Origin of the sequence: Rhodococcus rhodnii NBRC 100604, from assembly GCF_001894925.1 — a bacterium.
Taxonomy (GTDB): domain Bacteria; phylum Actinomycetota; class Actinomycetes; order Mycobacteriales; family Mycobacteriaceae; genus Rhodococcus_F; species Rhodococcus_F rhodnii.
On sequence record NZ_BCXD01000030.1, the window covers coordinates 18207 to 42559 of the forward strand.

Here is a 24353-nt window from a genome sequence, read left to right on the forward strand (position 1 = left end):
CGATTCGAGGAGAGATCGACGTGAGTGAGAACGACGAGAACGGCCACACGAACGACGGAACCGAGCGGCGTGCGCCGACGCTCGGCGAGCGATTCGCGGCGCTGTGGCGCACCGACGACGACCGCACGCGGACCAGACGCGGCCGCCCCGCCCGAGTCTCGCGGCGGCAGATCGTCGACGCCGGTGTCGCGATCGCCGACGCAGACGGACTGGACGCGGTCTCGATGCGGTCGGTCGCCAAGTCGCTCGGTGTCGGCGCCATGACGCTGTACTCGCACGTGCCCGGGCGTGCCGAACTCGTCGACGCGATGATCGACGCCGCCTACGCGGACTTCGTCGCCCCCGAACCCGACTCCCCGTGGCGTGAAGCGCTCGAGCAGTACGCGCGCGGCGGCTGGGATCTGCTCACCCGCCACCCGTGGCTGCTCGACGTCAACGCGTGGCGTCTCCCGCTCGGTCCCCACATCTTCGCGTTTCAGGAGGCCGGCTACCGCGCGCTCGTCGACACCGGACTCACCGGCCCGCAGGTCGTCGAGTCGATCGGCATCGTCGACAGCATGGTGCAGAGCCTCGTGCGCTCGTCGCTCGCAGAGGCCGCCGACAGCCGCGACGGCATCGACTACGCGACGTACTGGAACTCGACCGGCGAGTTCTGGGAGAACACGTTCGAGCCGCACCGCTTCCCGTCGATGACGCGGCTGTGGGCGATCGGCGCCTTCGACACCAGTGCCGTGCCGTTCCAGCTGCGGATCGGCGGCCTGCTCGACTCGCTGCAGCTTCTCGTCGACGACGCACGGGCGCGCGGCGGCACGCGGATCCCGCAGGTGGACGAGTGCCTCGCGGAGATGGAGCGGCCCGAGCGATGAGAATCGGGCGGCCGCGGAGTCGGAACCGTATGCACGATCTTCGCGACGCCACCGCCGCCCTCTCCGCCCTCACCGCACGGACGTCCGACGCAGCCCTGGACGCCGAGACGCCCTGTGATCGGTCCGTCGCATGGCTGCTCGACCACATCGCCGGACTCTCCCTCGCCTTCACGCTGGCCGCCACGAAGACACGGTCCGACCTGATCGACCGGCCGCCGACGCCGTCAGAGGTCGCGCTCGACCCGGACTGGCGCCGCGTGATCCCGGAGCGGCTCGACACGCTCGCCGAAGCGTGGCGCGCGCCCGAGGCATGGGAGGGCACGACCCGGGTCGGCGGCGTCGACCTCCCCGCGGCCGTCGCGGCGACCGTCGCACTGGACGAACTCGTCCTCCACGGCTGGGACCTTGCCGTCGCCACCGGCTCGCCGTTCGCCGTCGCCCCCGCCGACCTCGACGTGGTGCACGACTTCGTCCTCGAATCGGCGGCACCCGGCGCGCCGCGAGACGGAATCTTCGGGCCGGTCGTCGCCGTCGCCGCGGACGCCCCACGTCTCGACCGCGTCCTCGGGCTCGCGGGCCGCGATCCCGGATGGGAGCCCGGCCGCAGCTGAGTGTTTGACGCCCGGCACCGACCGGGTAGGTGGGGAACGTGAGCGAATCCGACACGGCCGCACCCCGCGCTGTCCTGTTCGACATCGACGGGACACTCGTCGACTCCAACTACCTCCATGTCGAGACCTGGACGCGCGCGTTCTTCGACGTCGGCCACCCCGTCGACGCATGGCGGGTCCACCGCAGCATCGGGATGGACGGCGACCGGCTGCTCGCGCAGCTGCTGCCGTCGCAGTCCGACGACGTGCGCGAGCGCGCGAAGGAACTCCACCTTCGCTACCACCTCGACGCCGCCGACCGGATGCGCGTGCTGCCCGGTGCCCGCGAACTGCTCGCCGACCTCGCCGGACGCGGCATCGCCGTCGTGCTCGCGTCGTCCGCGTCCGAGGACGAGATCGCCGTGCTCCGGCGCGTGCTCGACGTGGACGACCTGATCGCGGCGGCGACGTCGTCGGCCTCGGTGGAGACCGCGAAACCCGAACCCGACATCGTCGCCGTCGCGCTGTCCCAGGTGAACGTCGCCGCCGAGAACGCAGTCCTCGTCGGCGACGCCGTCTACGACATGGGAGCGGCGACGCGCGCAGGCGTCACCGCGATCGGAGTCCTCAGCGGGGGAATCGGCGCGGACGAACTCGTCGCGACGGGCGCCGCCGCCGTGTTCGACGACGCCGCAGACCTCCTCGCCCACCTCGACGAATCCCCGATACGGAAGTTGGTGCAGTGATGACACGCTTCGGCTACACCCTCATGACCGAGCAGAACGGCCCGAAGGAGCTGGTCGCCAACGCGATCGAGGCCGAGCGCGTGGGCTTCGACTTCGAGGTGTCGAGCGACCACTACTCGCCGTGGCTGTCGGCGCAGGGACACTCGCCCTACGCGTGGTCGGTGCTCGGCGCCGTCGCGCACGCGACCGAGCGCGTCGAGCTCTACTCGTACGTCACGTGCCCGACGATCCGCTATCACCCCGTCGTCGTCGCGCAGAAGTCCGCTACCCTGCAGATCCTCGCCGACGGACGTTTCGTCCTCGGGCTCGGCACGGGGGAGAGCCTCAACGAGCACGTCGTCGGCAAGGGCTGGCCGTCGCTCGACACGCGGCAGGACATGCTCGTCGAAGCCGTCGAGCTGATCCGCGAGTTGCACACGGGTGAGCTGATCACCTTCCGTGGCGAGTACTTCGATGCCGACTCCGCGCGGCTCTGGGACGTCCCCGACACCGCCGTGCCGATCGGGATCGCCATCTCGGGCGACAAGAGCGTGAACCGGTTCGGGCCGATCGCCGATCACCTCATCGCGACCGAGCCGAACGCCTCGCTCGTCGAGCAGTGGAAGGACATCAGGTCCAGCGTCGGCGACGGGCCCGTCGGGCGCAGCGTCGGTCAGATACCGATCTCGTGGGATCCCGACCGCGACACCGCGACGGCTCGCGCGCACGATCAGTTCCGGTGGTTCGCGGGCGGCTGGAGTGTGAACTCCGACCTGCCGACGACGGCAGGCTTCGCGGGGGCGACGGCGTTCGTCCGGCCCGAGGACGTCGCCGAGGCCATCCCGTGCGGGCCGGATCTCGATCGCATCGTCGACGCCGTCGCGCCGTACTGGGACGCGGGATTCACCGACATCGCGCTCGTCCAGATCGGCGGCGAGACGCAGCAGCAGTTCCTCGGCGAGATCGCGGAACCGCTGCTCGAGAAGCTGCGGGACGCGGCACCCCGATAGGCTCCGGCACTCGCGTTCCGGAGGTCCCACCGGTCACTCCTGTCACAGGTCGTTGCTAGGTTTGGCGCGACCGAGTTCGACGTGGGTGAAAGGTGTTGCGCTTCATGGTGATGGGTCCCACCCATGCGATGTCGGGTGCGTTGGCGGGGCTCGCCGTCGCCGGCCTGCTGCCCGCCGAATGGGGTGCGCCTGCGTCTCCCGCCGAGACGTTCACGTTCGCCGCCGTGTGCGCGGGCGCGGCGCTGCTCCCGGATCTCGACACCCCGCAGTCGACGGTGTCGCGCTCGTTCGGCCCGCTCAGCCGCCTGCTCGCGCGCCTCGTCGACGCGATCTCGCTCGGCTACTACACGCTCACGAAGGGCAAACGCGACGGCAAACGCCGCGGCGGTCACCGCACCCTCACCCACACGCTGCTGTTCGCGGTCGCGCTCGGCGCGGGCGTCGCATACGCCGTCTCGACCCTCGGCAAGCCCGCGATCGTCACCACGCTGTTCCTCGCGCTCGGGCTCGCGCTGCGCGGGCTCGGCGGCGACCTCGCGAAGGAGAAGGGCTGGATCCTCGTATCATTGCTGGCCGCGGCGCTCGCGGCACTCACGTGGCAGTGGTACCCGACGCAAGAGGGGTCCGCGGCACTCGGCATCGCCGTGACGCTCGGCTGCATCGTCCACGGCCTCGGCGACGCGATCACCAAGGAGGGCGTCCCGCTGTTCGCGCCGTTCGTGCAGTGGAATCGTGAGAGATGGTGGGAGATCAAGCTTCCCGAGTTCCTCTCGATCCGTGCGGGCGGCGCCGTCGAGAAGGCGCTGCTCGGCCCGGCCCTCACGCTCGGCGTCGGCGTCCTGGCGATCATGGCCGTCGACGGCGCGCCGCAGGCCATCTACGATGCGTTCACCCCGGTTCGGTGACTGCCCCGAACCCACGGCGGAGGAGGACTGCGTGAGCGACTCTCGGACAGCACTGGTCACCGGCGCGTCGTCGGGCATCGGAGCCGCCGTGGCCCGACTGCTCGCCGAGCGCGGGTACACCGTCTACGGAACGAGCCGCAATCCCGCGACGGCGCCGTCGATCGCGGGAGTCACCTTCGTCGCGCTCGATCTCGAATCGACCGAGAGCATCGAGAAGTGCTTCGAGGAGGTCGGTGAGGTCGACGTCCTCGTCAACAACGCGGGCGAGAGCCAGAGCGGGCCGCTCGAGGAACTGCCGATGGCGGCCCTCGAACGACTCTTCCAGCTCAACGTGTTCGGGGCGATCCGGCTCACGCAACTCGTCCTCCCCGGAATGCGCCGACGCGGCTACGGCCGCGTCGTGATGATCGGGTCGATGCTCGGGAGTTTCCCGCTCGCGTTCCGCTCGTCGTACGTCGCGACGAAGGCCGCGATCAAGGGCTTCGCGACGGCCGCGCGCCGCGAACTCGCGCCGTACGGCGTCGCGATCACGACCGTCGAGCCGGGGGCCATCGCCACCGGCATCGGCACGCGCCGCACCCACCACCTCGCCGACGGCTCGCCCTACACGGCCGAGTACGACACCATGATCGAGCATCTCGACGCCAACGAGCGCGGTGGAATCGCGCCGCGCAAGGTGGCCCAGAAGATCGTCGCTGCAATCGAATCCGATTCCCCGCGTGAGCTGTACGCGATCGGTAGCGGAGCGCCCGCGGTGTTCGTGCTGCAGCGCCTGCTGCCGCGCACCGTCGTCACCCGGTTGGTCGCACGGCGCCACGGTCTCTGAACGGCGCGGTCTCTGAACGGCGCGGTCTCTGAACGCACGAACGCCCACCTCACCCGCGCGGGGTGTGGTGGGCGCGTCGTGAAACGCTGGGGTGACGCTCAGGCTTCGGTGCCGCTCAGTCGTTCTGTTCGAGACGCTGCTTCTTCTCCTCGGCGCCGGCCTCCGCGCGAGCCTTCTCGGCTTCGGCTTCCTTCTGCGCGGCCTCGCGCTGGGACTCGGCCTTGTCCTGCTGAGCCTGGCCCTCGCGAGTCATGTCGTCGCGGCCCGTCACGGCGCCGGCGGCTTCCTTCGCTTTGCCCTTGACGTCCTCGACCACGCCCTTGATTCCTTCGGCGGGTCCGGAGTTCTCGTTGGTCATCGACTTCGCCTCCCGTTTCGCTGGGTGCGCGGTTCCCTCATGGACACCGCGACGGGTCGTGCTCCTTCGACGGTACGTGAACGTCGATGGTCGTAGGGGACGTCAGCAGCTGGTGGTGATCGGGTGCCCGTCCCGGACGAGGGCGTCGCGCAGCGTCGCGAGGATCTGCCGAAGCTCTCGCGAGACCTGGACCTGCGAGCATCCGATCTCGGCGGCGATGCGCGACTGTGTCCGGTCGAGAACGAAACGCTCGTGCAGGATTCGCGTCCTGCGCCGCGACATTCTCGCGATCGCCGGTCGCAGCGACGCGCGGACATCGAGCGCGACGTCGCTCGCGCCGTCCTCCGCGGTCGGTTCGTGCACGAGGTCGAGTTGTTCGGTTCGGTAACAAGACTGTGCCGCTTCGGCATTGGCTATCACGGCTCGGCTCACGTCGTAATGCGACGCGAGTTCGCCGTTGCTGGGCGGTCGTCCGAGACGATGTTCCAGTTCGGTCCGGACCTCGCCCAGACTGCCGCGGATCTCCCGCGCGGAACGCGGAACGTGCACCGGCCACGTGCAGTCCCTGAAGTACTTTCGGATCTCGCCGTGCACGACGGTGGAGCCGTAGGTGCTGAAGCTCGCTCCCGCCCCGGGATCGAAGCGGTGGAGCGCCGCGATCAGTCCGCAGTAGGCGACCTGCATCAGATCCTCGAGCGGTTGTCCTCGGCCGGAGTATCGGCGTGCGGCCGCGCGCGCGATCGGCATCGCGTGGTCCACTGCGGCGGCGAGCGCGCAGGCTCGCCCCGGGTCGTCGGGCGGCAGTGCTGCGAACTCCGCCGCCGGGTCGTGATTCTGTGTCTCGCAGCCGTTCTCGTCCGCAGTGCGGAGGTGTTCGGCCGTGACGGGGTGCGGTGTGATGGTCATCGGCACACTCCATTCACGCGGTCGAACGCGTGGCGACCTGCGTCCGACCGGCGTTCTCGATTCGATCGGAGGCGTGTTTGCGCACCTGTCTGCCAGCGTACGCGGCCCACGGCCGCCGCCGGTGTCTAGCCCGAGCCGCTTCGGGGTATCCCTCGATGAAGGACCACGACACGAGAGGAGTGGAGATGCCCGACGAACCGATCGATCCGGACCCCGAACGCACTCCTGGACTCGAGCCCGGCGGAGGAACCGCACCGGGCGACACGCCACCGGCGTCGTCGCAGACCTCGCAGAGTTCGGACATCGAACACGACACCCAGGCGAAGCATCCCGGCACGTGGCCGGGGATGTCGGCCGCCGTGATCGTCGGCATCGTGTTCGTCGTGGTGGCGGTCGGCATCGTGGTCGCGATGCTGGTCAGGTGACCGCGCCGTAGCAGATGCGTCGCCGCATCACCGGCGCACACGTATCGTGCGCCGGTGGCACTGGTCGCAGCGTGGTCACCGGACTGGTCGCACGGTGCCACGGTCTCCGAATCCCGTCCCCCTCACGCTCCTGCTGCCCAGAAGGTGGGCGAGTCGGGTTCGGTGTCGTAGGCCTGCCCGTCGGACATGGTCCAGCGCAGCAGCCCGTCGCCGAGTTGCCGGACGGTCATGCGGCCCTGCGTTTTCCAGCGATGGTGGCGTCGGCAGAGGCAGGCGAGGTTCGCTTCCTCGGTCCTGCCGCCCTCGCTGGGGTTGGCGTGGTCGAACGGTGTCGTGTGGTCGATGTCGCACGACGTCGCGGGGACCGGGCAGTGCGGGAACCGGCACACCCCGTCACGGGCGCGGATCCGGTCCGCGAGGGCACGCGGGATGCGGTATCGCAGGGCCGCGATGTCCGGTGCCGGCTCGACCGGGTCGACGGCGCTGACGTGGATCCGCTGCGTCGCCGAGTGCGCGATCGCCTCACGCACGGTCTCCGGATCGAGCGGACCGACACCGGGCAGAAAGCCGATGCTCGGGATCGTTGCCGAACTACCGCTACTGGCACTGGCACTGGCACTGGCACTGGCACTGGCACTGGCACTGGCACCGAAACCGATTGATCCGTCGCTCACGACGATCTGCACGAGCGGCCCGCGCTTGCCCGTGGCGGGAATGGCGGTCGCGCAGTCATTGCGTCCACACCCACACGTGAGCCGCCCGCTTCCGTCCGCAAGCGCGACGAGTGCATCGGCGTGACGCTGCGGCATGGAACGCCCGTCACCCGCGCAGACATCGCCGATGGCCATTTCCTTCAGCCGATTCCAGATCGTCGCGGCATCGAGCGAGGGGAGCTCGCCCGAGAGGAATGCCATGCCGTCGTCGCACTGCTTGACCGAGATGTACCGCTCCTGCTTCGCACGAGCAGAGCGCTCGGCGAATCCGTCGCGGTCGTAGCGGGCCACCAAACGACGGAGCCTCCCGCTCAGCCGGGCCGGTGGTAGCCGGTCGATCGGGCCGCGAGCGAACAAGGCCGCTTCCACGATGCGAGCCTTCTCGTCGGAGAGGTTCTGCAGCAGGTGGTGGATCGTGCGGACCTGTGCCAGATCCAGCTCACCTGCCGAGAACGCGGTATCCGTGAGGGGAAGCCGGGTATCGAGGTCTTCGCACAGCGTGATCGCGAACCACACCCGACCCTCGCTCATCCCCAGTGCGAGTGACACCTCGTTGGCTGCCGACTCGCCCGGAATCCCCACCGACCCGGACGCTTCCGCCGCCACCCGCGCCGCGTGAAACCCGCCGATCACGCGAATCTGCCGATACTCCGCACACGCCAGCACGCGTTTGGACTCGGCCAGTCCCGCCACGTCTACCAGCTCGTTTCCCGAGCCGCCCCCACCCGTCTCGAACATAGGTACGACACTAGTCGAGGGGTCCGACAACGACCATCGGATGCCCCGCAGCCGGGGTACTCACCGCAGCGTCCGCGCGAACTCCGCGAGATCGGCAGCGAGCAGCGTCGGCGCCTCCCATTCCGGGAAGTGTGCGGCGCCCGGCACCGTCCGGTGCCGCGACACCGGTTGCAGCCGACGCCACCACGATTCGGGCACGGTGTACTCCTCGTGTGCGGGCTGCGAGACGGCGACCGGCGCGACCGACCGCGGCCACGTGCCGCCGAGCCGATCCTCGCGGTACAGCCGCAGCGACGACGCGACGGTGCCCGTCGCCCAGTAGACGGTCGCGATCGAGAGCAGATCGTCGGGGGAGAACGTGTCGAACAGCCGATCCGGCGTCGCACACCACGCGCGGTACTTCTCGACGATCCACGCGAGCAACCCGACCGGGGAGTCGGACAGCGCGTACGCGAGAGTCTCGGGCTTGGTGGCGTGGAGCTCGTCGTATGCGCCTTCGGTGTCGTGCCACCGCCGGGACGCCGCGACGAACGCGCGCTCGTCGTCGGTGAGATCGGCCGGGAGGTCGGCGTCGGCGGGCGCGGCCAGATGGATTCCGCCGATGTGGACGCCCGCGACGTGCCGGGGGAAGGTCGCGCCGAGGTGGAGGGCCACGGCCAGGCCGTAGTCGGTCCCGCGGACGAGATAGCGCGCGTGGCCGAGATGCCGCGTCATCAGTTCGTGGACGGCGCGTGCGATCCGCTGCGGGCCCCACCCGGGCTCGGAGGGGATCCCGGAGAACCCGAGCCCGGTAACGACGGCGCGATCACGGTCGTCGCGTACTCGGGTCCGGCGAGCGCGTCCGCGAGCCGCGTCATCTGCTCGAACGTCGCCGGCCATCCGTGCAGGGCGACGACAGGAAGCGAACGGGGACGCTCGGCGGCGTCGGCCACCGTGTCTCGCGCAACCGCGCGGTCAGCTGCTCCAGGGTTCGGTCGTCGAGGTGGATGCGATCGTCGCGTACCGGCATGGCCGCTCCCTCGTCTCGGATACGGAAAAGGCACCCTTTCCCTGAGGAAAGAGTGCCTTTTCGCTGTATCCGGTCGGGGTGGCGGGATTCGAACCCACGACCTCTTCGTCCCGAACGAAGCGCGCTACCAAGCTGCGCCACACCCCGGATGCTCGCTCTCGCGAAGCCTGAGTCAGCTTACAGCACGGCGAGAGCGGCCAGGAAATCGGCTGGTCAGCCCCGAAGAACGGTCCGGCGCGAGCGCCGCCGGCGGCCACGGACGACGTCGCTGTCGGCGTCGTCGCGCTTGGTCGCGGTCAGCGTCAGCAACGTCGCTTCGGGACGGCAGCAGAAGCGCGCCGGCGCGAACGGGGACGTCCCGATGCCCGCCGACACGTGCAGCTTGGTGTGCGAGCCCCACGCCGACGCACCCTTGACGCGCGAGCGGTCGAGTTCGCAGTTCGTGACGAGGGCGCCGTAGAACGGCAGACACAGCTGACCGCCGTGGGTGTGCCCCGCGAGCACGAGGTCGTAGCCGTCCTGCGCGAACCTGTCGAGCACGCGCGGCTCGGGCGAATGCGTGACGCCGAGCGAGAGGTCGGCCATCGGATTCGGCTTGCCCGCGATCGTCTCGTAGCGGTCGCGCTTCAGATGCGGATCGTCGACGCCGCCGGCGGCGATACGCACGCCTGCGACCTCGAGTTCGCGGCGCACGTGCGTGACGTCGAGCCAACCGCGCTCGGTGAACGCGGCACGCAGATCGCCCCACGGCAGCGGCGCACCGTGCGTCCGCTTGTGCTCGGTGCGGAAATACTTGAGCGGGTTCTTGGGGCGTGGCGCGAAGTAGTCGTTGGAACCGAAGACGAACAGACCGGGCCGGGCGAGGAGGTTTCCGAGCGACTGGACGACGGCGGGGACCGCCTTCGGGTGCGACAGATTGTCGCCCGTGTTGACGACCAGGTCCGGATCGAGGCTCTCGAGTTCGCGGAGCCAGTTCTGTTTGCGACGCTGTCCCGGCAGCATGTGCAGATCGCTGATGTGCAGCACACGCAGAGTGGGAGCCCCGGGTTCGAGCACCGGCATCGTGACCTCACGCAGCGCGAACGCGTTGCGCTCGATCAGTGAGGCATACCCGATACCGGCCGCTGCGGCGCCTGCGGCGCCCAGGGCGGTGCGGGTCAGAGTGGTGCGCGGCGAACGGCCGGAGCCGGGCCGGAGCGAGGTCGACGTCGAGAGAAACTTGTCGGACACCTCCCCAGGATATAGACACTCGCGGTCCGCGTACCCGACGGAGCGTCGCTCGCGTAGCGTTCGACCCATGGCGGATTCCCTCGAGGCACGGCTTCGCAGCGACATGACCGACGCGATGAAAGCACGCGACAAGCTGCGGACGGCGACGCTGCGCATGCTCCTCGCGGCGGTGCAGAAGGAAGCGGTCTCGGGCAAGGAAGCGCGCTCGCTCACCGACGACGAGGTGATCAAGGTGCTCACGCGGGAGTCGAAGAAGCGTGGCGAGGCCGCCGAGATCTACACCCAGAACGGGCGTGGCGAGCTCGCGGCGCAGGAGTCCGCCGAGGCCCAGATCATCGACGACTACCTGCCGCAGCAGCTCGACGACTTCGAGCTCGGCGAGGCCGCGGACACCGCCATCGCGCAGGTCGCGGAGGAGATCGGGGAGCGGCCGAGCCAGAAGCACATGGGCATGGTCATGAAGGCCGCGACCGCCGTCGTCGCGGGCAAGGCAGACGGCAAGCGCGTCGCGAAGGCGGTCAAGGACCGCCTCTGACGCCGCACGTCACGGCGTGGGGAACTGCAACTCCTCGCGCCGGACGAGGACCGTTCCCACGCCCTGCGCGGCCGCGCGCACGATCGCGACGGCCTTCTCCGGGCGGAAGCGCGACGTCGGGCCCGTGACGCTGATCGCGGCGAGCGGCTCGCCGTCGCCACCGAACACCGGGACGGCGCAGCACGCGATGCCCGGCGCCGACTCCTCGCGCTCGAACGCGACCCCGGACTCGACGATGCCGTCGAGGTGACGCTGCAGCAGGCCCGGCGCGATGATCGTGTGCGGCGTCCGGCGTACCAGCGGGCCCGACAGCACGGCGTGGCGCGTCTCCGGATCGCTGTGAGCGAGCAGTGCTTTGCCGATGGCGGAACAGTGCAACGGGATCCGGCCACCCGTCCGCGACGGCGACTCCGCCTGGCGGTGCCCACCGATCTTCGCGACGTAGACGACGTCGCGACCCTCGCGCACACCGAGATGGACGGTCTCGTGGGTGCGCTCGTAGAGATCCTGCAGAAACGGCATCGCGAGTTCGAGCAGGCTCCGCTCGACGGACGCGAGCATCCCCAGTTCGAACAGTCCTCGCGCGAGCCGGTACCCGCCGTCGGCGCGGTCGAGCAGGCGGTTCTCGACGAGCGCGCCCGCGAGCCGGTGCGCCGTCGCCTTGTGCAGGCCGGTGCGCCGCACGAGCTCGGACAGCGGAAGGATGCGGTCGTCGGGCTGGAAGGCGCGCAGAATCGCGACGGCCTTGCCCAGGACGGTGTCGCGTCCCGTCGCGGGCTCCGCCGTCGTACCGGCCCGATCGATCGACATGGTTCGAGCGTATCGCTCAGTGAGACAGAGCCCTGTTGCGTTCCGAATCGTGCCTGCACAGTGGGGGCATGAGTCAGCCCACCCAGCCTCTCGCGGTGGCCGAGAGCGACATCGCCGCCGCTGCGGATCGCCTCGTCACCGCCGCTGCCACCCGTACCGCCTGCCCGCCGGTGCGTGACCTCATCGGCGCGACCGACCTGTCGGCCGCCTACGCGGTGCAGAGCCGCGTCAACGCCGCCCGCGCAGAAGCAGGAGCGCGCGTCGTCGGGCGCAAGATCGGTCTGACGTCCGAGGCCGTCCAGACCCAGCTCGGCGTCGATCAGCCCGACCTCGGTGTCCTCTTCGACGACATGGCCTACGACGAGGAAACCCCGCTCCCGATGTCGCGGCTGCTGCAGCCGAAGGTCGAGGCCGAGATCGCGTTCGTCCTCGGCGCCGACCTCGCCGAGGGCGACCTCGACACCGACCAGGTGCGCGCCGCGATCGACTACTCCGTCGCCGCCATCGAGGTGTGCGACAGCCGCATCGCCGACTGGGACATCCGCTTCGGCGACACCGTCGCCGACAACGCGTCCTCGGGCCTGTACGTCCTCGGCACGCAGCGCCGCACGCTCGACGAGGTCGAGCCCCGCGACGTTCGCATGACGATGTCCGTCGACGGCACCGAGGTGTCGACCGGACTCGGCAGTGCGTGCCTCGGCGACCCGATCGCCGCGCTCGTGTGGCTCGCCCGCACCGCCCGCGAACTGGGCAACCCGCTCCAGGCCGGACAGGTGATCCTGTCGGGTGCGCTCGGGCCGATGGCGTCCGTCGCGGCGGGGCAGAAGGTCAGCGTCGACATCACCGGATTCGACACCATCACCACGAGTTTCACCGGAGGAACCGAATGAGTGTGAAGGTTGCGATCATCGGCTCGGGCAACATCGGCACCGACCTGATGATCAAGGTACTCCGCAACTCGGAGCACCTCGAGATGGGTGCGATGGTCGGCATCGACCCCGAATCCGACGGGCTCGCCCGCGCGGCGCGGCTCGGCGTCCCGACCACCCACGAGGGTGTCGACGGGCTCGTCGCGCTCCCGAACTTCGACGAGATCGAGATCGTGTTCGACGCGACGTCCGCGAAGGCGCACATCGCGAACAACGATCGGCTCGCCCCGCTCGGCAAGCGCATGATCGACCTGACGCCCGCCGCGATCGGGCCGTACGTCGTGCCCGCCGTCAACGGTGAAGACCACCTCGACGCGCCCAACGTCAACATGGTGACCTGCGGTGGCCAGGCGACGATCCCCATGGTCGCGGCCGTCTCGCGCGTCGCACCCGTCGCCTACGCCGAGATCGTCGCGTCCATCGCGTCGAAGTCGGCCGGCCCCGGCACCCGCGCGAACATCGACGAGTTCACCGAGACGACGTCCGAGGCGATCGTGTCGGTCGGCGGCGCCCGACGCGGCAAGGCCGTCATCATCCTCAACCCCGCCGAGCCCCCGCTCGTCATGCGCGACACGGTGTTCTGCCTCGTCGACGCGCCCGATCCGTCGACGCACGACGAGATCCGCCGCTCCGTCGAGAAGATGGTCGGCGACGTCTCCGCGTACGTCCCGGGCTACCGGCTCAAGCAGCAGGTGCAGATCGCCGAGATCCCGGCCGATCAGCCCGTCGAGACGCTGCTCGACGGCGGCACCCGGCCGACCCACCAGGTGTCGGTATTCCTCGAGGTCGAGGGCGCTGCCCACTACCTCCCCGCCTACGCGGGCAATCTCGACATCATGACCTCCGCGGGCCTGCAGATCGCCGAGCGGATCGCGCAGCAGAAGGGAGCACTCCGATGAGTGCACGCCGCATCTTCGTCCAGGACGTCACGCTTCGCGACGGCATGCACGCCGTCCGTCACCGCATCTCGCCGACCGACGTGCGCCGCATCGTCTCGGCGCTCGACGCCGCCGGCGTCGACGCGATCGAGGTCGCGCACGGCGACGGTCTCGCAGGCGGTTCCATCAACTACGGCCCCGGCTCGAACACCGACTGGGAGTGGATCGAGGCCGCCGCCGACGTCCTCGAGCGGGCACGGCTGACGACACTGCTGCTCCCCGGCGTCGGCACCGTCCGCGAACTGCGCCACGCCTACGACCTCGGCGTCCGCTCGGTTCGCGTCGCGACGCACTGCACCGAGGCCGACGTCTCGGCGCAGCACATCGAGACGGCGCGCGAGATCGGCATGGACGTCTCGGGCTTCCTCATGATGAGCCACATGGCGCCCGCCGAGGAGCTCGCGAAGCAGGCGAAGCTCATGGAGTCGTACGGTGCGCACTGCGTGTACGTCACCGACTCGGGCGGCCGGCTCACGATGGAGGGTGTCGCCGAGCGCGTGCGTGCCTACCGCGACGTCCTCGATCCCGCGACGGAGGTCGGCATCCACGCGCACGAGAACCTGTCGCTGTCGGTCGCGAACTCCGTCGTCGCCGTCGAGAACGGTGTCTTCCGTGTCGACGCATCGCTCGCGGGCCACGGTGCCGGTGCCGGCAACTGCCCGATCGAGGCCTTCGTCGCCGTCGCCGACCTCAACGGCTGGGAGCACGGCAGCGACCTGTTCGCGCTGCAGGACGCCGCCGACGACATCGTCCGCCCGCTGCAGGACCGGCCCGTGCGCGTCGACCGCGAGACGCTCACCCTCGGCTACGCGGGCGTGTACTCCAGCTTCCTGCGTCACGCCGAGGCCGCGTCGGAGCGCTACGGCATCGACGTCCGCACGTTGCTCCTCGAAGCCGGTCGCCGCCGTCTCGTCGGCGGCCAGGAGGACATGATCGTCGACATCGCGCTCACGATGGTCGCCGAACGTGAAGGTGCCGCAGTCTGACACCGGGCCTCACGGATCTCGCGAAGCCCCGTCAACCCGCTACAAGGGTCGACGGGGCTTCGGCGTGTCGGCGCTTACCCAGAGGGGACGTGCGTGAAGAAGCCCCGGCACGGCGCTTCGGCTGCGGACCCAGCCGGCGACCGCCGGATCGATCCACTCGATCACCTCGGTCAGTTCGCCGTGGAGTTCGGCGATGGTCTTGCCGGTGCCCCCGACGTCGGCCCGATGAATCGGCTCGTGGTGGGCGATTCGGTTGCGGAGCGTGTTGAGTCGATCGAGCCGCGCGTACACCGTGCGGCGTCGTTGGGGCTGCAGATGCGGATACGCCAGCCGCAAGCACGGTGTCCACAGACTCGCCTCGTACGACCTGGCGTGGAGGAATCGCCAGAATCCGAACATCAACTCGGCGACCACTCGGCCCGGGAGTTCGGGTCGGCCGCCTCGGACGGCACGATGACGTGCCTTGTCGATGTCCAGTCGAGATGCAGGACCGAAGACTGAATGGAGATACCACGGGATGGTCGTGTCCTGTCGGCGATTCCATTCCCGAAGTCGCTCGTCGCAGGCGTTGCGGAGGAGGACCTCGAGATAGCCGAAGTCTTCGAACACTGCGGCGCCCACTCGACCGTTCCATTCGTAGAGATCCAGTGCGAGGTCGAGATCGCCCCCCGCTACGGAGACGTACGGAGCGAGTCGTTCACGCGTCAGCAGCGTCTGCAGGCTTTGCGCCACGACGGCGGATCGCTTCGGCATCCGTACTCCGGTCTGCGACCTCAGGGGTCGGCGTGCTGTAGCATCGTCGACGAAGACCCCGGATCGGCCTCTGCACTCGGTGCACGTCACCGGGGTTTCGTTCTTCTCTGGGAATCTTCACCTGCGCCACCGACACTCCCGATGCGTGGGAAATCCGAAGCCGTCGCCGGTCCCCGCGGCGCGATTCTGGGCAGTCTGATCACCTGAGCCCGGCGCAGCGCGCGATACGTGCGCGAGGGGGACAGCTCTCTCCGGTTCTGTTGACCAGATCAGTGACATGGATCACTCTGGTGGAACGAGTCGACCTCGGCGCCGGGCGATCCTCGGTGCCGTGACACCCGGGGAGCCACCGATGACCCAGTTGTACGAACCTCACGACACGACCACGGACCGTCCGGTCTCCGCGCCGGGCGCACCGTCACCCGACATGCTGTCGGATCGGTACCGTCCCGGTGCGCGTCCCGCCCTGCTCAGCGGGGTGCAGGCCATCGGGCGCGCGCTCGTCGAGCAGCATGCGCTCGACCTGCGCGCCGGGCGCACCGTCGCGACGTTCGTCTCGGGATACCAGGGCAGTCCGCTCGCGGGTGTCGACAAGATGCTCACCGGAATCGACGGGCTCACCGGCGAGCACGACGTCCACTTCGTGCCCGGGCTCAACGAAGAGCTCGCGGCCACCGCCGTCTGGGGGAGCCAGAACCCGATCGGCGGGCAGGATCGCGACGGCGTCGTCGGAGTCTGGTACGGCAAGGGTCCCGGCCTCGACCGCTCGGGCGACGCGATGCGGCACGGCTCGATGTACGGCGCGCACCCGTCCGGCGGCGTGCTCGCCTACGTCGGCGACGACCCGGCATCCAAGTCGTCGACGGTGCCCGCCGCGTCCGAACGCCTCCTCGCCGCGCTCGACATGCCGGTGCTGTTCCCCCGCGACGCGAACGAGATCGTCGCGTTCTCGCTGCACGGTATCGCGCTCTCGCGTGCGTCGGGCTGCTGGGTCGGGATGAAGATCGTGTCCGACGTCGCGGACGGCCTCTCGACCTACACGCTCGACACCACAGCACTGGGTATCACTGTGCCGCAACTGGACTGGAACGGTTCGCCCTGGCGCTACGAACAGCGCGTGCTCGCCGCACCGCCCGACAGCCTGCTCGCCGAAGCGGCGCTCGTCGGCCCGCGATGGGCGATGGTCGAGGCATACGGTGCGGCCAACGACCTCGACTCGCTCGACGTCGACCCCGCCGACGCGTGGCTCGCGATCGTCGCGCCCGGAACGGCCTACGACGCCGTCCGGCAGGCGCTGCGCGATCTCGGCCTCGGCGACGCCGAACTCGAGCGCGCCGGGGTCCGGCTCCTGCGCGTCGGAATGCCGTACCCGCTCGGCGGCGACCGCGTCCGGCGCGCGGCGCGCGGCGTCGCACAGGTTCTCGTGGTCGAGGAGAAGTCGCCGTTCGTCGAACGCCAGGTCCGCGACGCGCTGTACGACGCCGCGACTCGTCCCGCCGTGCACGGGCGACGCGGCGCCGACGGAACCCCGCTGATCCCCGCCGACGGCGAGCTGACGGCGGACCGGCTCGCGGCACCGCTCCGTGCGGTGCTCGGCGAACGCCTCACGCTGCCGCGGCCGCGGCCGCCCCGCCTCGAACTCACCGTGCTGCCCACGGCCCGCACGGCGTCGTTCTGCTCGGGCTGCCCGCACAATCGCTCGACCGTCGTTCCCGACGGTTCGCTCGCGGCAGGCGGAATCGGCTGCCACACGATGGTGACGATGTCCTCGCGCCCCGACGTCGCCGTCACCGGCCTGACCCAGATGGGCGGCGAGGGCGCGCAGTGGATCGGGCAGGCGCCGTTCACGTCCGAAGGCCACATCTTCCAGAACCTCGGCGACGGAACGTACTTCCACTCCGGGCAGCTCGCGGTACAGGCGGCGGTCGCGGCCGGCGTGAACGTCACCTACAAGCTCCTCTACAACGGCGCCGTCGCGATGACCGGCGCACAGCATCCCGAGGGTGAGCGCGGCATCGCCGAGCTCACCCTCAAACTCGCGGCCGACGGCGTCCGCCGCATCGTCGTGTGCTCGGACGAGCCGCGCCGGCACCGCGGCAGCAGGCTCGCCGCAGGAACACTCGTGTGGGATCGCGACCGGCTCGACGAGGCGCAGCGCATGCTCCGCGACGAACCCGGCGTCACAGTCCTGATCTACGACCAGCACTGCGCCGCCGACGTCCGACGGCAGCGCAAGCGGGGAACGATGCCGGTGCGCAGCACGCGCGTCGTCATCAACGAAGCCGTGTGCGAGGGCTGCGGCGACTGCGGCGTGAAATCGAACTGCCTGTCCGTCCAGCCGGTCGAGACCGAGTTCGGACGCAAGACGCGCATCGACCAGACGAGCTGCAACACCGACTACTCGTGCCTCGACGGCAACTGCCCGTCGTTCGTCACCGTCGAAGCCCCCGACGAGGCGCCCGAGCGGACCGTCACACCGCCGCCGCATGTGCCCGACCCTGCGGCGGCGCCGCCGTCGCGGACATGGAACGTGTTCCTCGCCGGCATCGGCGGCACCGGGATCGTCACCGTCAACCAGGTGCTCGCGACGGCGGCGGCGAGCGCCGGCTACGTCGCGAGCGGGCTCGACCAGACCGGCCTGAGCCAGAAGGCGGGCCCGGTCACCTCGCACCTCAAGTTCTCGGTCTCGGACCTCGACGCCTCGAACCGCGTCGGCGCCGCCTCCGCGGACTGCGTCCTCGCGTTCGATCTGCTCACCGCCGCCGACGCGCGGTGGGTCGATCAGGGCGACGCGCAGCGCACCGTCACCGTCGCCTCGACGTCGCGCACCCCCACGGGCGCGATGATCCACGACGCGAGCCTCGCGTATCCCGACGAGAGCGACATGCTCGCGCGGCTCGACGCCCGATGCGCGCGGCTCGTGACGATGGATGCCCTCGCGGCGGCGCAGCGACTGTTCGGCGACACGACGACGGCGAACTTCCTGCTCGTCGGTGCCGCCGTGCAGTCCGGTGCCGTCCCGCTCGAACCCGCTGCGATCGAGCGCGCCATCACCGTCAACGGTGTCTCCGTCGAGGAGAACCTCGCCGCGTTCGGGTGGGGCAGGGCCGCGGTCGCGGACCCCGCCGCCTTCGCCCGAGCCACCGACCCGCTGCGCGCACGTGCCGAGGCGCGGCCGGTGCGGGCGCTCGACCGGTGCACGATCGAGGGGCCCGTCCGCGCGCTCGTCGACACTCGCGCAGCGGATCTCGTGCGGCACACCGGCGAGCGGCTCGCGCGCCGCTACGTCGACGCGGTGCAGCGTGCGTGGGACGCCGAGCGGCGCCTGGGGGAGCGGACCGACTTCTCGGCGGCGCTCGCGCGCGGCTGGCACAAGCTCGCCGCGTACAAGGACGAGTACGAGGTCGCGGCGCTGCTCACCGATCCCGCGTTCACCGACACGATCGGACGGCAGGTTCCCGGTGCGAGCCGCCCGACGTTCCGGCTGCATCCACCGCTGCTCAAAGCACTCGGCCGCGAGGGCAAGATCGGCTTCTCACCCAGGACGCACGGCGCCCTGCGCGTCCTCGCGGGTGCGAAACGCCTCCGCGGGACCGTCCTCGACCCCTTCGGGCACACCGCCGTCCGCAAGCTCGAACGCGCCTTGATCGCGCACTACGACGCCACGACGGCCGACCTCGCCACCCGGCTGACCGAGCGCACCTACGACGAGGCGACGGCGACGGCCGCCGCAGCCGACCTCGTTCGCGGATACGAGGAGGTCAAGCTGCGGTCGGTCGTCCGCTACGTGGACCGGCTCACCGAACTCGGCGTCGCCGTTCCGGTCGGGATCACCGGCCCGGCATCCGCGGCAGAGTGATGTCGGGCATGCCCGGGATCTGAATCGTCTGTCCGCCGCCGTTGCCCTCGGGCGGCCCGGCGCCTTCGGGCCTCGGGCCGTCGGGGGCCGCGGGAACGCTGCCGTCGCTGATCGAGATCGTGATCTCCGACCCCGGCACCGCCGAACCCGACGGCGCCTGGCTGGCGACGGTGTCGCGCTGCGCTGCCGAACGCACCGTCACGGCGTTGACGGAGAAGCCCGCGCCCTGCAGCTGCGACGTCGCATCGCCCTGCGAGAGCCCGACGACGTCCGGCACCTGGCCGGCCTGGGAGCCACGCGCGTACTTCTGGTCGATCGGCGGCAGTGCCGTCGCGCCGAAGTCGTTCACGATGGGCGAGATCGCCTGATACCAGGTCCGTGCCGGCTCGTTTCCGCCGAAGAGATCGCCGTCGCCACACGACCGGAGCGGCGACGAGCAGATCTGGCCCGGCGTCGGCGAGTCGCCGAAGACGTAGGCGGCACCCGCGAGGTTGTTGGTGAAGCCGAGGAACCCGGACGACATGTGCGACTCGGTGGTGCCCGTCTTGCCGGACATCGGGAGCGTCCATCCGGTCGAGCCCGCGGCGGCCGCCGACGTGCCGCCGGGCAGATCGTCCTTGCTCATCGCGTTCGCGAGCGTGTCGGCGAGACCGGGCTCGACGACCTGCTGGCACGCCTCCTCGGAGATCGGCACAGGATTGCCGGAGCGGTCGTACACCGAGTCGATCGGGGTCGGCGGGCACCACTTGCCGTGCGACGCGAGAGTCGCTGCGACGTTGGAGAGTTCGAGCGGGTTGATCCACGTCGGGCCGAGCGTGAACGATCCGAGGTTCTGGTCCTTCTGGAAGTCGGCGAGGCTGCGCTCGTCGAAACCGCTCGTGCGCGGGTTCGCGTAGGAGCGCATACCCAGCCGCACGGCCATGTCGACCGTCGGCTCGACGCCCGTCTCCTGGATGAGCTTGACGAACGCCGTGTTCGGCGACTGTGCGAGCGCATCGGTCACCGACAGACGCGGTGCGTACTGCCCGGCGTTCTCGACGCAGTACGTCGCCGGCGGGCACCCGCGAGCGCCGCCGCTACCCATGCCACGCGCCTCGAAGCGGCCGGGGACGTCGAAGACGGCGTTCGTGCCGAGGCCCTTCTCCATCGCGGCCGCGACCGTGAAGATCTTGAAGATCGAGCCGGCACCGGCACCGCCGAGCGAGTACGGCTGCGGCTGCACGGTCTCGTGGGCGTCGGCGTTCAGGCCGTAGGTCCTGCTCGACGTCATCGCGAGGACGCGGTGCTGATCCTGGCCCGGCTGCACGACGTTCATCACGTTCGCGACGTCGGGCAGCGACGGGCTCGCGTTCGCGGAGACGGCCTCCTTGGTCGACGCCTGGACCTGCGGGTCGAGCGTCGTCCTGATGAGGTATCCGCCCTTCTCGATCTGTTCGCGGCTGAGTCCGGAGTTCTCGAGGTACTGCAGTGCGTAGTCGCAGAAGAACCCGCGGTCGCCCGCCGAGATGCAGCCGCGCGGGAGCAGATTGGGCTCGGGCAGCACGCCGAGCGGCTCCTCCTTCATCGCCCGGAACTCGTCTGCGCGATCGGGGATGTTCTGGATCATCGTGTCGAGAACGACGTTGCGGCGATCGGTCACGCCCTCGGTGTTCGTGTACGGGTTGAGGGCCGAACTCGACTGCACCATGCCGGCGAGCATCGCCGACTGGCGGGCGTCGAGATCGGCGGCGTCGATCCCGAAGTACGTCTGCGCGGCGTCCTGGATGCCGAACGAACCGTTACCGAACGGAACGAGATTGAGGTAGCGAGTGAGGATCTCGTCCTTCGTGAGTTCCTTGTCGAGCGTGAGCGCCATCCGGATCTCGCGGATTTTGCGTGCGGGCGTCGTCTCGATGGCGGCACGGCGTTCGGCGTCGGTCTTCGCGACGACGAGCAGCTGGTAGTTCTTCACGTACTGCTGATCGATCGTCGACGCGCCCTGCTGGACCTCGCCGCTCGTGGTGTTGGTGAGGAAGGCGCGGATCGTGCCCTGCCAGTCGACGCCCTGGTGATCGGCGAATCGGCGATCCTCGATCGAGACGATCGCGAGCTTCATGTCGTTGGAGATGCGGTCGCTCGGGACCTCGAAGCGGCGCTGGTCGTAGAGCCACGCGATGGGATTGCCCTCGGCGTCGACCATCGTGGACACGGCGGGGACGGCGCCGTCCACGAGTTCGGCGGACGTGTTGTCCACGGTGTCGGCCGCTCGGTTCGATGCGTAGCCGAAGCCGCCCGCCAACGGAAAGAGCACTCCTGCGAGGAGGATGCCCGCGACCGCGGAGAACGCCACGAGCTTCCACACACTGTTCGCCTTCGCCTTCGCCACGCGTACAGGGTACGTGGGAGGGGCCGTCGCGCACCGAACCCGCACTCGCAGATTCCACCGGACTTTTTTCGGCCGATCGGTTTGGAACGTGTGGCGTGGGGTAGTCAGCCACTGTCACACGTGGGGACGCACGTACCAGTAAAACGGGGCGGACGCCTTGCATCCGGATCGGACTGGTCATAGATTGTCAGCACAGTGTGATGGAGATAACACCCAGTGAGGAGTGTTCGCGCCCTTCCGGGGGTACAAGCCCGGATACGCGCACACCGAGAACGCCGCGGGGAGCGGGGTTCGCCAGAAGAGGGGATACGACATGCACTCATCCACCCCGATCACGCGACTCAACGTGGAAGAAGCCGAGGCGCGTATCGCGTGGGTCACCCAGGCACGCTGCCGCCAGGTGGACCCGGATCAACTCTTCGTGCGAGGAGCGGCGCAACGCAAGGCCGCGACGATCTGCAGGCACTGCCCCGTGATGATGGAGTGCGGAGCCGACGCGCTCGACAACCGCGTGGAGTTCGGGGTGTGGGGCGGCATGACGGAACGGCAGCGCCGCGCACTCCTCAAGCAGCACCCCGAGGTCACGTCGTGGGCCGACTTCTTCGCGGCTCAGCGTGCCCAGAAGGCGATCTGACTCGATTCCCACAGGTCACATGCGGTCCGACGCGCGCGGCCGGTGACGCTCACGTGGTACTCGTGAGCTGATCACCGACCGCGCGCAGTGCGTCCAGGTCCGAGACCTCGAACGGCAGCGACGGCACACCCACGATCGGCACGCGGGGATGACCCGACGTGAACCGCGCCAGCAGATGGACCTCGCGCCGGGCCGTCGCGGCACGCAGCGCGTGGACTCGGAGCACGCCCACGGCGAGCTCGGCGTCTCCCGCCGACTCCAGCCGGTCCGCGGCGTCGGCGGCCTGTTCCGCCGACAGCGACAGCAGCGTCGGATGAGTGCGGTTGAGGATCAGGCCGGCGAGCGGCATGTCCTCGTCGGTCAGCCGGTCGACGAAGAACGCCGCCTCGCGCAGCGCATCAGGCTCACCCGCCGCGACGACCATGAACGACGTCCCCGGCCGGCGCAGCAACTCGTACGTCCGGTTCGCGCGCTCGCGGAAACCGCCGAACATCGAATCCAGCGACTGCACGAACGCCGAGGCGTCCGACAGCATCTGGCTGCCGACGATCGTCGAGACGCCCTTGAGGGCGAGCCCCATCGCGCCCGCGACGAACTTCGTCAGGCCGCGGCCCGGCGCCGTGAACAGCCGCATCATGCGGCTGTCCAGGAACGCTCCGAGCCGCTGCGGCGCGTCGAGGAAGTCGAGAGCGTTGCGCGACGGCGGCGTGTCGACGACGACGAGATCCCACTCGCCCTCGTGGACGAGCTGCCCGAGCTTCTCCATCGCCATGTACTCCTGCGTGCCGGAGAACGACGTCGCGACGGTCTGATAGAAGGGGTTCGACAGGATCTGTTCGGCCTTGTCGGCGGGGGAGTGCTCGATCACCATGTCGTCGAACGTGCGGCGCATGTTGAGCATCATCGCGTGCAGCGACCCGGTCGCGTCCTTCCCGAGATCCACCGGGCGTGGGGTGTTGTCGAGCTCGCCGACCCCGAGCGCCTGCGCGAGCCGCCGCGCGGGATCGATCGTGAGGACCACGACCTTGCGCCCGTTCTCGGCAGCCCGCAGCGCGAGCGCCGCTGCCGTCGTCGTCTTTCCGACACCGCCCGCGCCACAGCACACGACGACGTGCGTCGCCGGGTCCTCGATGATCCCGGCGACGTCGAGTGCCGGTGCGCTCCTGCGTTTCCGATCGGTCACCGGACCCCCTGTTCGACGAGAGCGGACGAGAGTTCGTACAACCCGCCGAGATCGACTCCACCGATGAGGGCGGGCAACTGTAGCCGTGCGCCGCCGACCTCGTCGAGCTGGGCCGAACTCGCTGCCTGCGCTCGCACGACGGACGCGTGCTCGACGGTCTCGGTGAGCAGGCCCGCGAAATCGTCGTCGTCGAGGTCGAGCGAGACCTGCCCCAGCGCCGTGCGCACCGCGTCGGCGTCCACGACGCCGTCGGCGATGTCGCCGAGCGCAGCGGACGGCAGCAGTTGCGGCAGCGCACGATTGACGACGACCGCGCCCAGGTTCATGCCGGACGCCGCGAGTTCTGCTGCGGCGTCGGCCGTCTCCTGCACCGGCAGCGCCTCGAGCAGCGTCACGAGATGCACGACGGTGTCGTCGGAGTGCAGCAGCCGCACGACGCCCTCGCTCTGCGCCCGGACGGGCCCGCCCTTCGCGAGATCGGCCATCGCCTTCGTGACGTCGAGGAAGCTGCCGATCCGTCCGGTCGGCGGCGAATCGACGACGACGGCGTCGTACGCGCGGCCGCCGTCGTCGCCGGTGCGGACGACGGTCTCCTTGATCTTGCCCGTGAGCAGGACGTCACGGAGCCCCGGTGCGAGCGTCGTCGCGAACTCGATCGCGCCGACCTTGCGCATCGCGCGTCCCGCGAAGCCGAGGTTGTAGAACATGTCGAGGTATTCGAGGAACGCCGTCTCGATGTCGATCGCGAGAGCGGTCACCTCGCCACCGCCCTGGGCGGCCGCGACGCGAGTCTCGGTGGGCGGCAGGGGCGGACGCTCGAACAGCGGAGCGATCGACTGCCTGCCCTCGACCTCGACGAGCAGCACGCGACGGCCGCCCTCGGCGAGCGCCAGCGCGAGTGCGGCGGCGACGGTCGACTTGCCCGTCCCGCCCTTGCCCGACACGAAGTGCAGGCGGGCGCGTGCGGCGGCGTCGGGCCACGTCGAAGTCGAGAGTCCGGGGGAGGACACCGTCGGTGGTGCGTCCTTGCGGGTATCGGCCACCTGTGGAGCCTATAACT

24 protein-coding genes and 1 tRNA gene are annotated in these 24353 nt (G+C 69.9%); 13 read left to right on the top strand and 12 right to left on the bottom strand.

Features of this window, described 5'->3' with window-relative positions; translation table 11 throughout:
- Window positions 1–20: 20 nt before the first annotated feature.
- The 6 genes from RR1_RS18350 to RR1_RS18375 all read left to right on the top strand — a co-directional run bounded on the left by RR1_RS18350 (window position 21) and on the right by RR1_RS18375 (window position 4922).
- On the top strand, window positions 21–866 hold the full coding sequence (locus RR1_RS18350) for a TetR/AcrR family transcriptional regulator (protein WP_010837005.1): 846 nt from the start codon (window positions 21–23) through the stop codon (window positions 864–866).
- 29 nt (window positions 867–895) lie between these two features.
- Window positions 896–1477: a TIGR03086 family metal-binding protein gene (locus RR1_RS18355; protein WP_010837006.1), complete on the top strand. Its 582-nt coding sequence runs from the start codon at window positions 896–898 to the stop codon at window positions 1475–1477.
- 38 nt (window positions 1478–1515) lie between these two features.
- Complete coding sequence (locus RR1_RS18360) at window positions 1516–2202, top strand: HAD family hydrolase (protein ID WP_040772324.1); 687 nt, start codon at window positions 1516–1518, stop codon at window positions 2200–2202.
- Window positions 2202–3191: an LLM class F420-dependent oxidoreductase gene (locus RR1_RS18365; RefSeq protein WP_040772325.1), complete on the top strand. Its 990-nt coding sequence runs from the start codon at window positions 2202–2204 to the stop codon at window positions 3189–3191. Before RR1_RS18360 ends, RR1_RS18365 begins: the two co-directional genes overlap by 1 nt.
- A 104-nt stretch (window positions 3192–3295) precedes the next feature.
- On the top strand, window positions 3296–4096 hold the full coding sequence (locus RR1_RS18370; protein WP_010837009.1) for a metal-dependent hydrolase: 801 nt from the start codon (window positions 3296–3298) through the stop codon (window positions 4094–4096).
- Window positions 4074–4922, top strand: coding sequence for an SDR family oxidoreductase (locus tag RR1_RS18375; protein WP_010837010.1), 849 nt, complete (start codon window positions 4074–4076; stop codon window positions 4920–4922). Before RR1_RS18370 ends, RR1_RS18375 begins: the two co-directional genes overlap by 23 nt.
- A 115-nt stretch (window positions 4923–5037) precedes the next feature.
- Here RR1_RS18375 and mbp1 read toward each other — a convergent pair whose 3' ends face one another.
- Complete coding sequence (gene mbp1 / locus RR1_RS18380; RefSeq protein WP_010837011.1) at window positions 5038–5280, bottom strand: microaggregate-binding protein 1; 243 nt, start codon at window positions 5278–5280, stop codon at window positions 5038–5040.
- A 102-nt stretch (window positions 5281–5382) separates the two neighbouring features.
- Window positions 5383–6186 (bottom strand): sigma-70 family RNA polymerase sigma factor, encoded by an 804-nt coding sequence (locus RR1_RS18385; protein ID WP_143153921.1) that lies wholly within the window; start codon window positions 6184–6186, stop codon window positions 5383–5385.
- A gap of 185 nt (window positions 6187–6371) precedes the next feature.
- Here RR1_RS18385 and RR1_RS18390 point away from each other — a divergent pair, with 185 nt between their 5' ends.
- Window positions 6372–6611, top strand: a complete 240-nt coding sequence (locus tag RR1_RS18390; RefSeq protein ID WP_040772330.1) for a DUF6480 family protein — start codon at window positions 6372–6374, stop codon at window positions 6609–6611.
- Window positions 6612–6733: 122 nt separating this feature from the next.
- Here RR1_RS18390 and RR1_RS18395 read toward each other — a convergent pair whose 3' ends face one another.
- The 5 genes from RR1_RS18395 to RR1_RS18415 all read right to left on the bottom strand — a co-directional run bounded on the left by RR1_RS18395 (window position 6734) and on the right by RR1_RS18415 (window position 10301).
- Entirely contained in the window at window positions 6734–8062 is a 1329-nt protein-coding gene (locus RR1_RS18395; RefSeq protein ID WP_010837015.1) for an HNH endonuclease signature motif containing protein, read from the bottom strand.
- A gap of 60 nt (window positions 8063–8122) precedes the next feature.
- Window positions 8123–8776 carry an alpha/beta fold hydrolase gene (locus RR1_RS18400; RefSeq protein WP_010837016.1) on the bottom strand — a complete coding sequence of 218 codons (654 nt, stop codon included), beginning with the start codon at window positions 8774–8776 and terminating at the stop codon, window positions 8123–8125.
- Complete coding sequence (locus RR1_RS18405) at window positions 8776–8994, bottom strand: hypothetical protein (protein ID WP_010837017.1); 219 nt, start codon at window positions 8992–8994, stop codon at window positions 8776–8778. Before RR1_RS18405 ends, RR1_RS18400 begins: the two co-directional genes overlap by 1 nt.
- Window positions 8995–9144: 150 nt before the next feature.
- Window positions 9145–9218, bottom strand: a tRNA-Pro gene (locus RR1_RS18410).
- 66 nt (window positions 9219–9284) lie between these two features.
- Window positions 9285–10301, bottom strand: coding sequence for a metallophosphoesterase (locus RR1_RS18415; RefSeq protein WP_010837018.1), 1017 nt, complete (start codon window positions 10299–10301; stop codon window positions 9285–9287).
- Between the two features lie 67 nt (window positions 10302–10368).
- On the opposite strand from RR1_RS18415, the gene RR1_RS18420 reads away from it, so the two are divergent.
- Window positions 10369–10836: a GatB/YqeY domain-containing protein gene (locus RR1_RS18420; protein WP_010837019.1), complete on the top strand. Its 468-nt coding sequence runs from the start codon at window positions 10369–10371 to the stop codon at window positions 10834–10836.
- Window positions 10837–10845: 9 nt separating this feature from the next.
- Here RR1_RS18420 and RR1_RS18425 read toward each other — a convergent pair whose 3' ends face one another.
- Entirely contained in the window at window positions 10846–11646 is an 801-nt protein-coding gene (locus RR1_RS18425) for an IclR family transcriptional regulator (RefSeq protein ID WP_010837020.1), read from the bottom strand.
- 68 nt (window positions 11647–11714) lie between these two features.
- On the opposite strand from RR1_RS18425, the gene RR1_RS18430 reads away from it, so the two are divergent.
- From RR1_RS18430 to dmpG, 3 genes are read left to right on the top strand one after another with little or no spacing between them, the layout of a single operon-like run.
- Complete coding sequence (locus RR1_RS18430; RefSeq protein WP_010837021.1) at window positions 11715–12536, top strand: 2-keto-4-pentenoate hydratase; 822 nt, start codon at window positions 11715–11717, stop codon at window positions 12534–12536.
- A complete protein-coding gene (locus tag RR1_RS18435) occupies window positions 12533–13474 on the top strand; it encodes an acetaldehyde dehydrogenase (acetylating) (RefSeq protein ID WP_010837022.1) in 942 nt (313 codons plus the stop codon). Before RR1_RS18430 ends, RR1_RS18435 begins: the two co-directional genes overlap by 4 nt.
- Window positions 13471–14499: a 4-hydroxy-2-oxovalerate aldolase gene (gene dmpG / locus RR1_RS18440; protein ID WP_010837023.1), complete on the top strand. Its 1029-nt coding sequence runs from the start codon at window positions 13471–13473 to the stop codon at window positions 14497–14499. The genes RR1_RS18435 and dmpG overlap by 4 nt, the downstream gene beginning before the upstream one ends.
- A gap of 39 nt (window positions 14500–14538) precedes the next feature.
- Here the strand turns inward: dmpG and RR1_RS18445 are convergent, their stop codons facing one another.
- Window positions 14539–15252, bottom strand: a complete 714-nt coding sequence (locus RR1_RS18445; protein ID WP_010837024.1) for a hypothetical protein — start codon at window positions 15250–15252, stop codon at window positions 14539–14541.
- A 427-nt stretch (window positions 15253–15679) separates the two neighbouring features.
- On the opposite strand from RR1_RS18445, the gene RR1_RS18450 reads away from it, so the two are divergent.
- On the top strand, window positions 15680–19111 hold the full coding sequence (locus RR1_RS18450; protein WP_338010964.1) for an indolepyruvate ferredoxin oxidoreductase family protein: 3432 nt from the start codon (window positions 15680–15682) through the stop codon (window positions 19109–19111).
- Here RR1_RS18450 and RR1_RS18455 read toward each other — a convergent pair.
- Window positions 19083–21476: a penicillin-binding protein gene (locus RR1_RS18455; protein WP_010837026.1), complete on the bottom strand. Its 2394-nt coding sequence runs from the start codon at window positions 21474–21476 to the stop codon at window positions 19083–19085. The two genes, RR1_RS18450 and RR1_RS18455, sit on opposite strands and share 29 nt — an antisense overlap.
- Before the next feature lie 313 nt (window positions 21477–21789).
- Between RR1_RS18455 and RR1_RS18460 the strand changes: the two genes are divergently transcribed.
- Complete coding sequence (locus tag RR1_RS18460; RefSeq protein ID WP_040772336.1) at window positions 21790–22110, top strand: WhiB family transcriptional regulator; 321 nt, start codon at window positions 21790–21792, stop codon at window positions 22108–22110.
- Window positions 22111–22159: 49 nt separating this feature from the next.
- Here the strand turns inward: RR1_RS18460 and bagB are convergent, their stop codons facing one another.
- Both bagB and bagA read right to left on the bottom strand, forming a co-directional pair.
- Window positions 22160–23293, bottom strand: a complete 1134-nt coding sequence (gene bagB / locus RR1_RS18465; protein WP_010837029.1) for an ArsA family ATPase — start codon at window positions 23291–23293, stop codon at window positions 22160–22162.
- On the bottom strand, window positions 23290–24303 hold the full coding sequence (gene bagA, locus RR1_RS18470; RefSeq protein ID WP_040772337.1) for an ATPase BagA: 1014 nt from the start codon (window positions 24301–24303) through the stop codon (window positions 23290–23292). The genes bagB and bagA overlap by 4 nt, the downstream gene beginning before the upstream one ends.
- Window positions 24304–24353 lie beyond the last annotated feature (50 nt).

What these genes read in the sequence shown, in the direction of transcription:
- RR1_RS18355 (WP_010837006.1), top strand. Translation starts at nt 896, where the DNA reads ATGCACGATCTTCGCGACGCCACCGCCGCCCTCTCCGCCCTCACCGCA.
- RR1_RS18365 (WP_040772325.1), top strand. Translation starts at nt 2,202, where the DNA reads ATGACACGCTTCGGCTACACCCTCATGACCGAGCAGAACGGCCCGAAG.
- RR1_RS18370 (WP_010837009.1), top strand. Translation starts at nt 3,296, where the DNA reads ATGGTGATGGGTCCCACCCATGCGATGTCGGGTGCGTTGGCGGGGCTC.
- RR1_RS18375 (WP_010837010.1), top strand. Translation starts at nt 4,074, where the DNA reads ATGCGTTCACCCCGGTTCGGTGACTGCCCCGAACCCACGGCGGAGGAG.
- mbp1 (WP_010837011.1), bottom strand. Translation starts at nt 5,280, where the DNA reads ATGACCAACGAGAACTCCGGACCCGCCGAAGGAATCAAGGGCGTGGTC.
- RR1_RS18385 (WP_143153921.1), bottom strand. Translation starts at nt 6,186, where the DNA reads ATGACCATCACACCGCACCCCGTCACGGCCGAACACCTCCGCACTGCG.
- RR1_RS18390 (WP_040772330.1), top strand. Translation starts at nt 6,372, where the DNA reads ATGCCCGACGAACCGATCGATCCGGACCCCGAACGCACTCCTGGACTC.
- RR1_RS18395 (WP_010837015.1), bottom strand. Translation starts at nt 8,062, where the DNA reads ATGTTCGAGACGGGTGGGGGCGGCTCGGGAAACGAGCTGGTAGACGTG.
- RR1_RS18400 (WP_010837016.1), bottom strand. Translation starts at nt 8,776, where the DNA reads ATGACGCGGCATCTCGGCCACGCGCGCTATCTCGTCCGCGGGACCGAC.
- RR1_RS18420 (WP_010837019.1), top strand. Translation starts at nt 10,369, where the DNA reads ATGGCGGATTCCCTCGAGGCACGGCTTCGCAGCGACATGACCGACGCG.
- RR1_RS18425 (WP_010837020.1), bottom strand. Translation starts at nt 11,646, where the DNA reads ATGTCGATCGATCGGGCCGGTACGACGGCGGAGCCCGCGACGGGACGC.
- RR1_RS18430 (WP_010837021.1), top strand. Translation starts at nt 11,715, where the DNA reads ATGAGTCAGCCCACCCAGCCTCTCGCGGTGGCCGAGAGCGACATCGCC.
- RR1_RS18435 (WP_010837022.1), top strand. Translation starts at nt 12,533, where the DNA reads ATGAGTGTGAAGGTTGCGATCATCGGCTCGGGCAACATCGGCACCGAC.
- dmpG (WP_010837023.1), top strand. Translation starts at nt 13,471, where the DNA reads ATGAGTGCACGCCGCATCTTCGTCCAGGACGTCACGCTTCGCGACGGC.
- RR1_RS18445 (WP_010837024.1), bottom strand. Translation starts at nt 15,252, where the DNA reads ATGCCGAAGCGATCCGCCGTCGTGGCGCAAAGCCTGCAGACGCTGCTG.
- RR1_RS18450 (WP_338010964.1), top strand. Translation starts at nt 15,680, where the DNA reads ATGCTGTCGGATCGGTACCGTCCCGGTGCGCGTCCCGCCCTGCTCAGC.
- RR1_RS18460 (WP_040772336.1), top strand. Translation starts at nt 21,790, where the DNA reads ATGCACTCATCCACCCCGATCACGCGACTCAACGTGGAAGAAGCCGAG.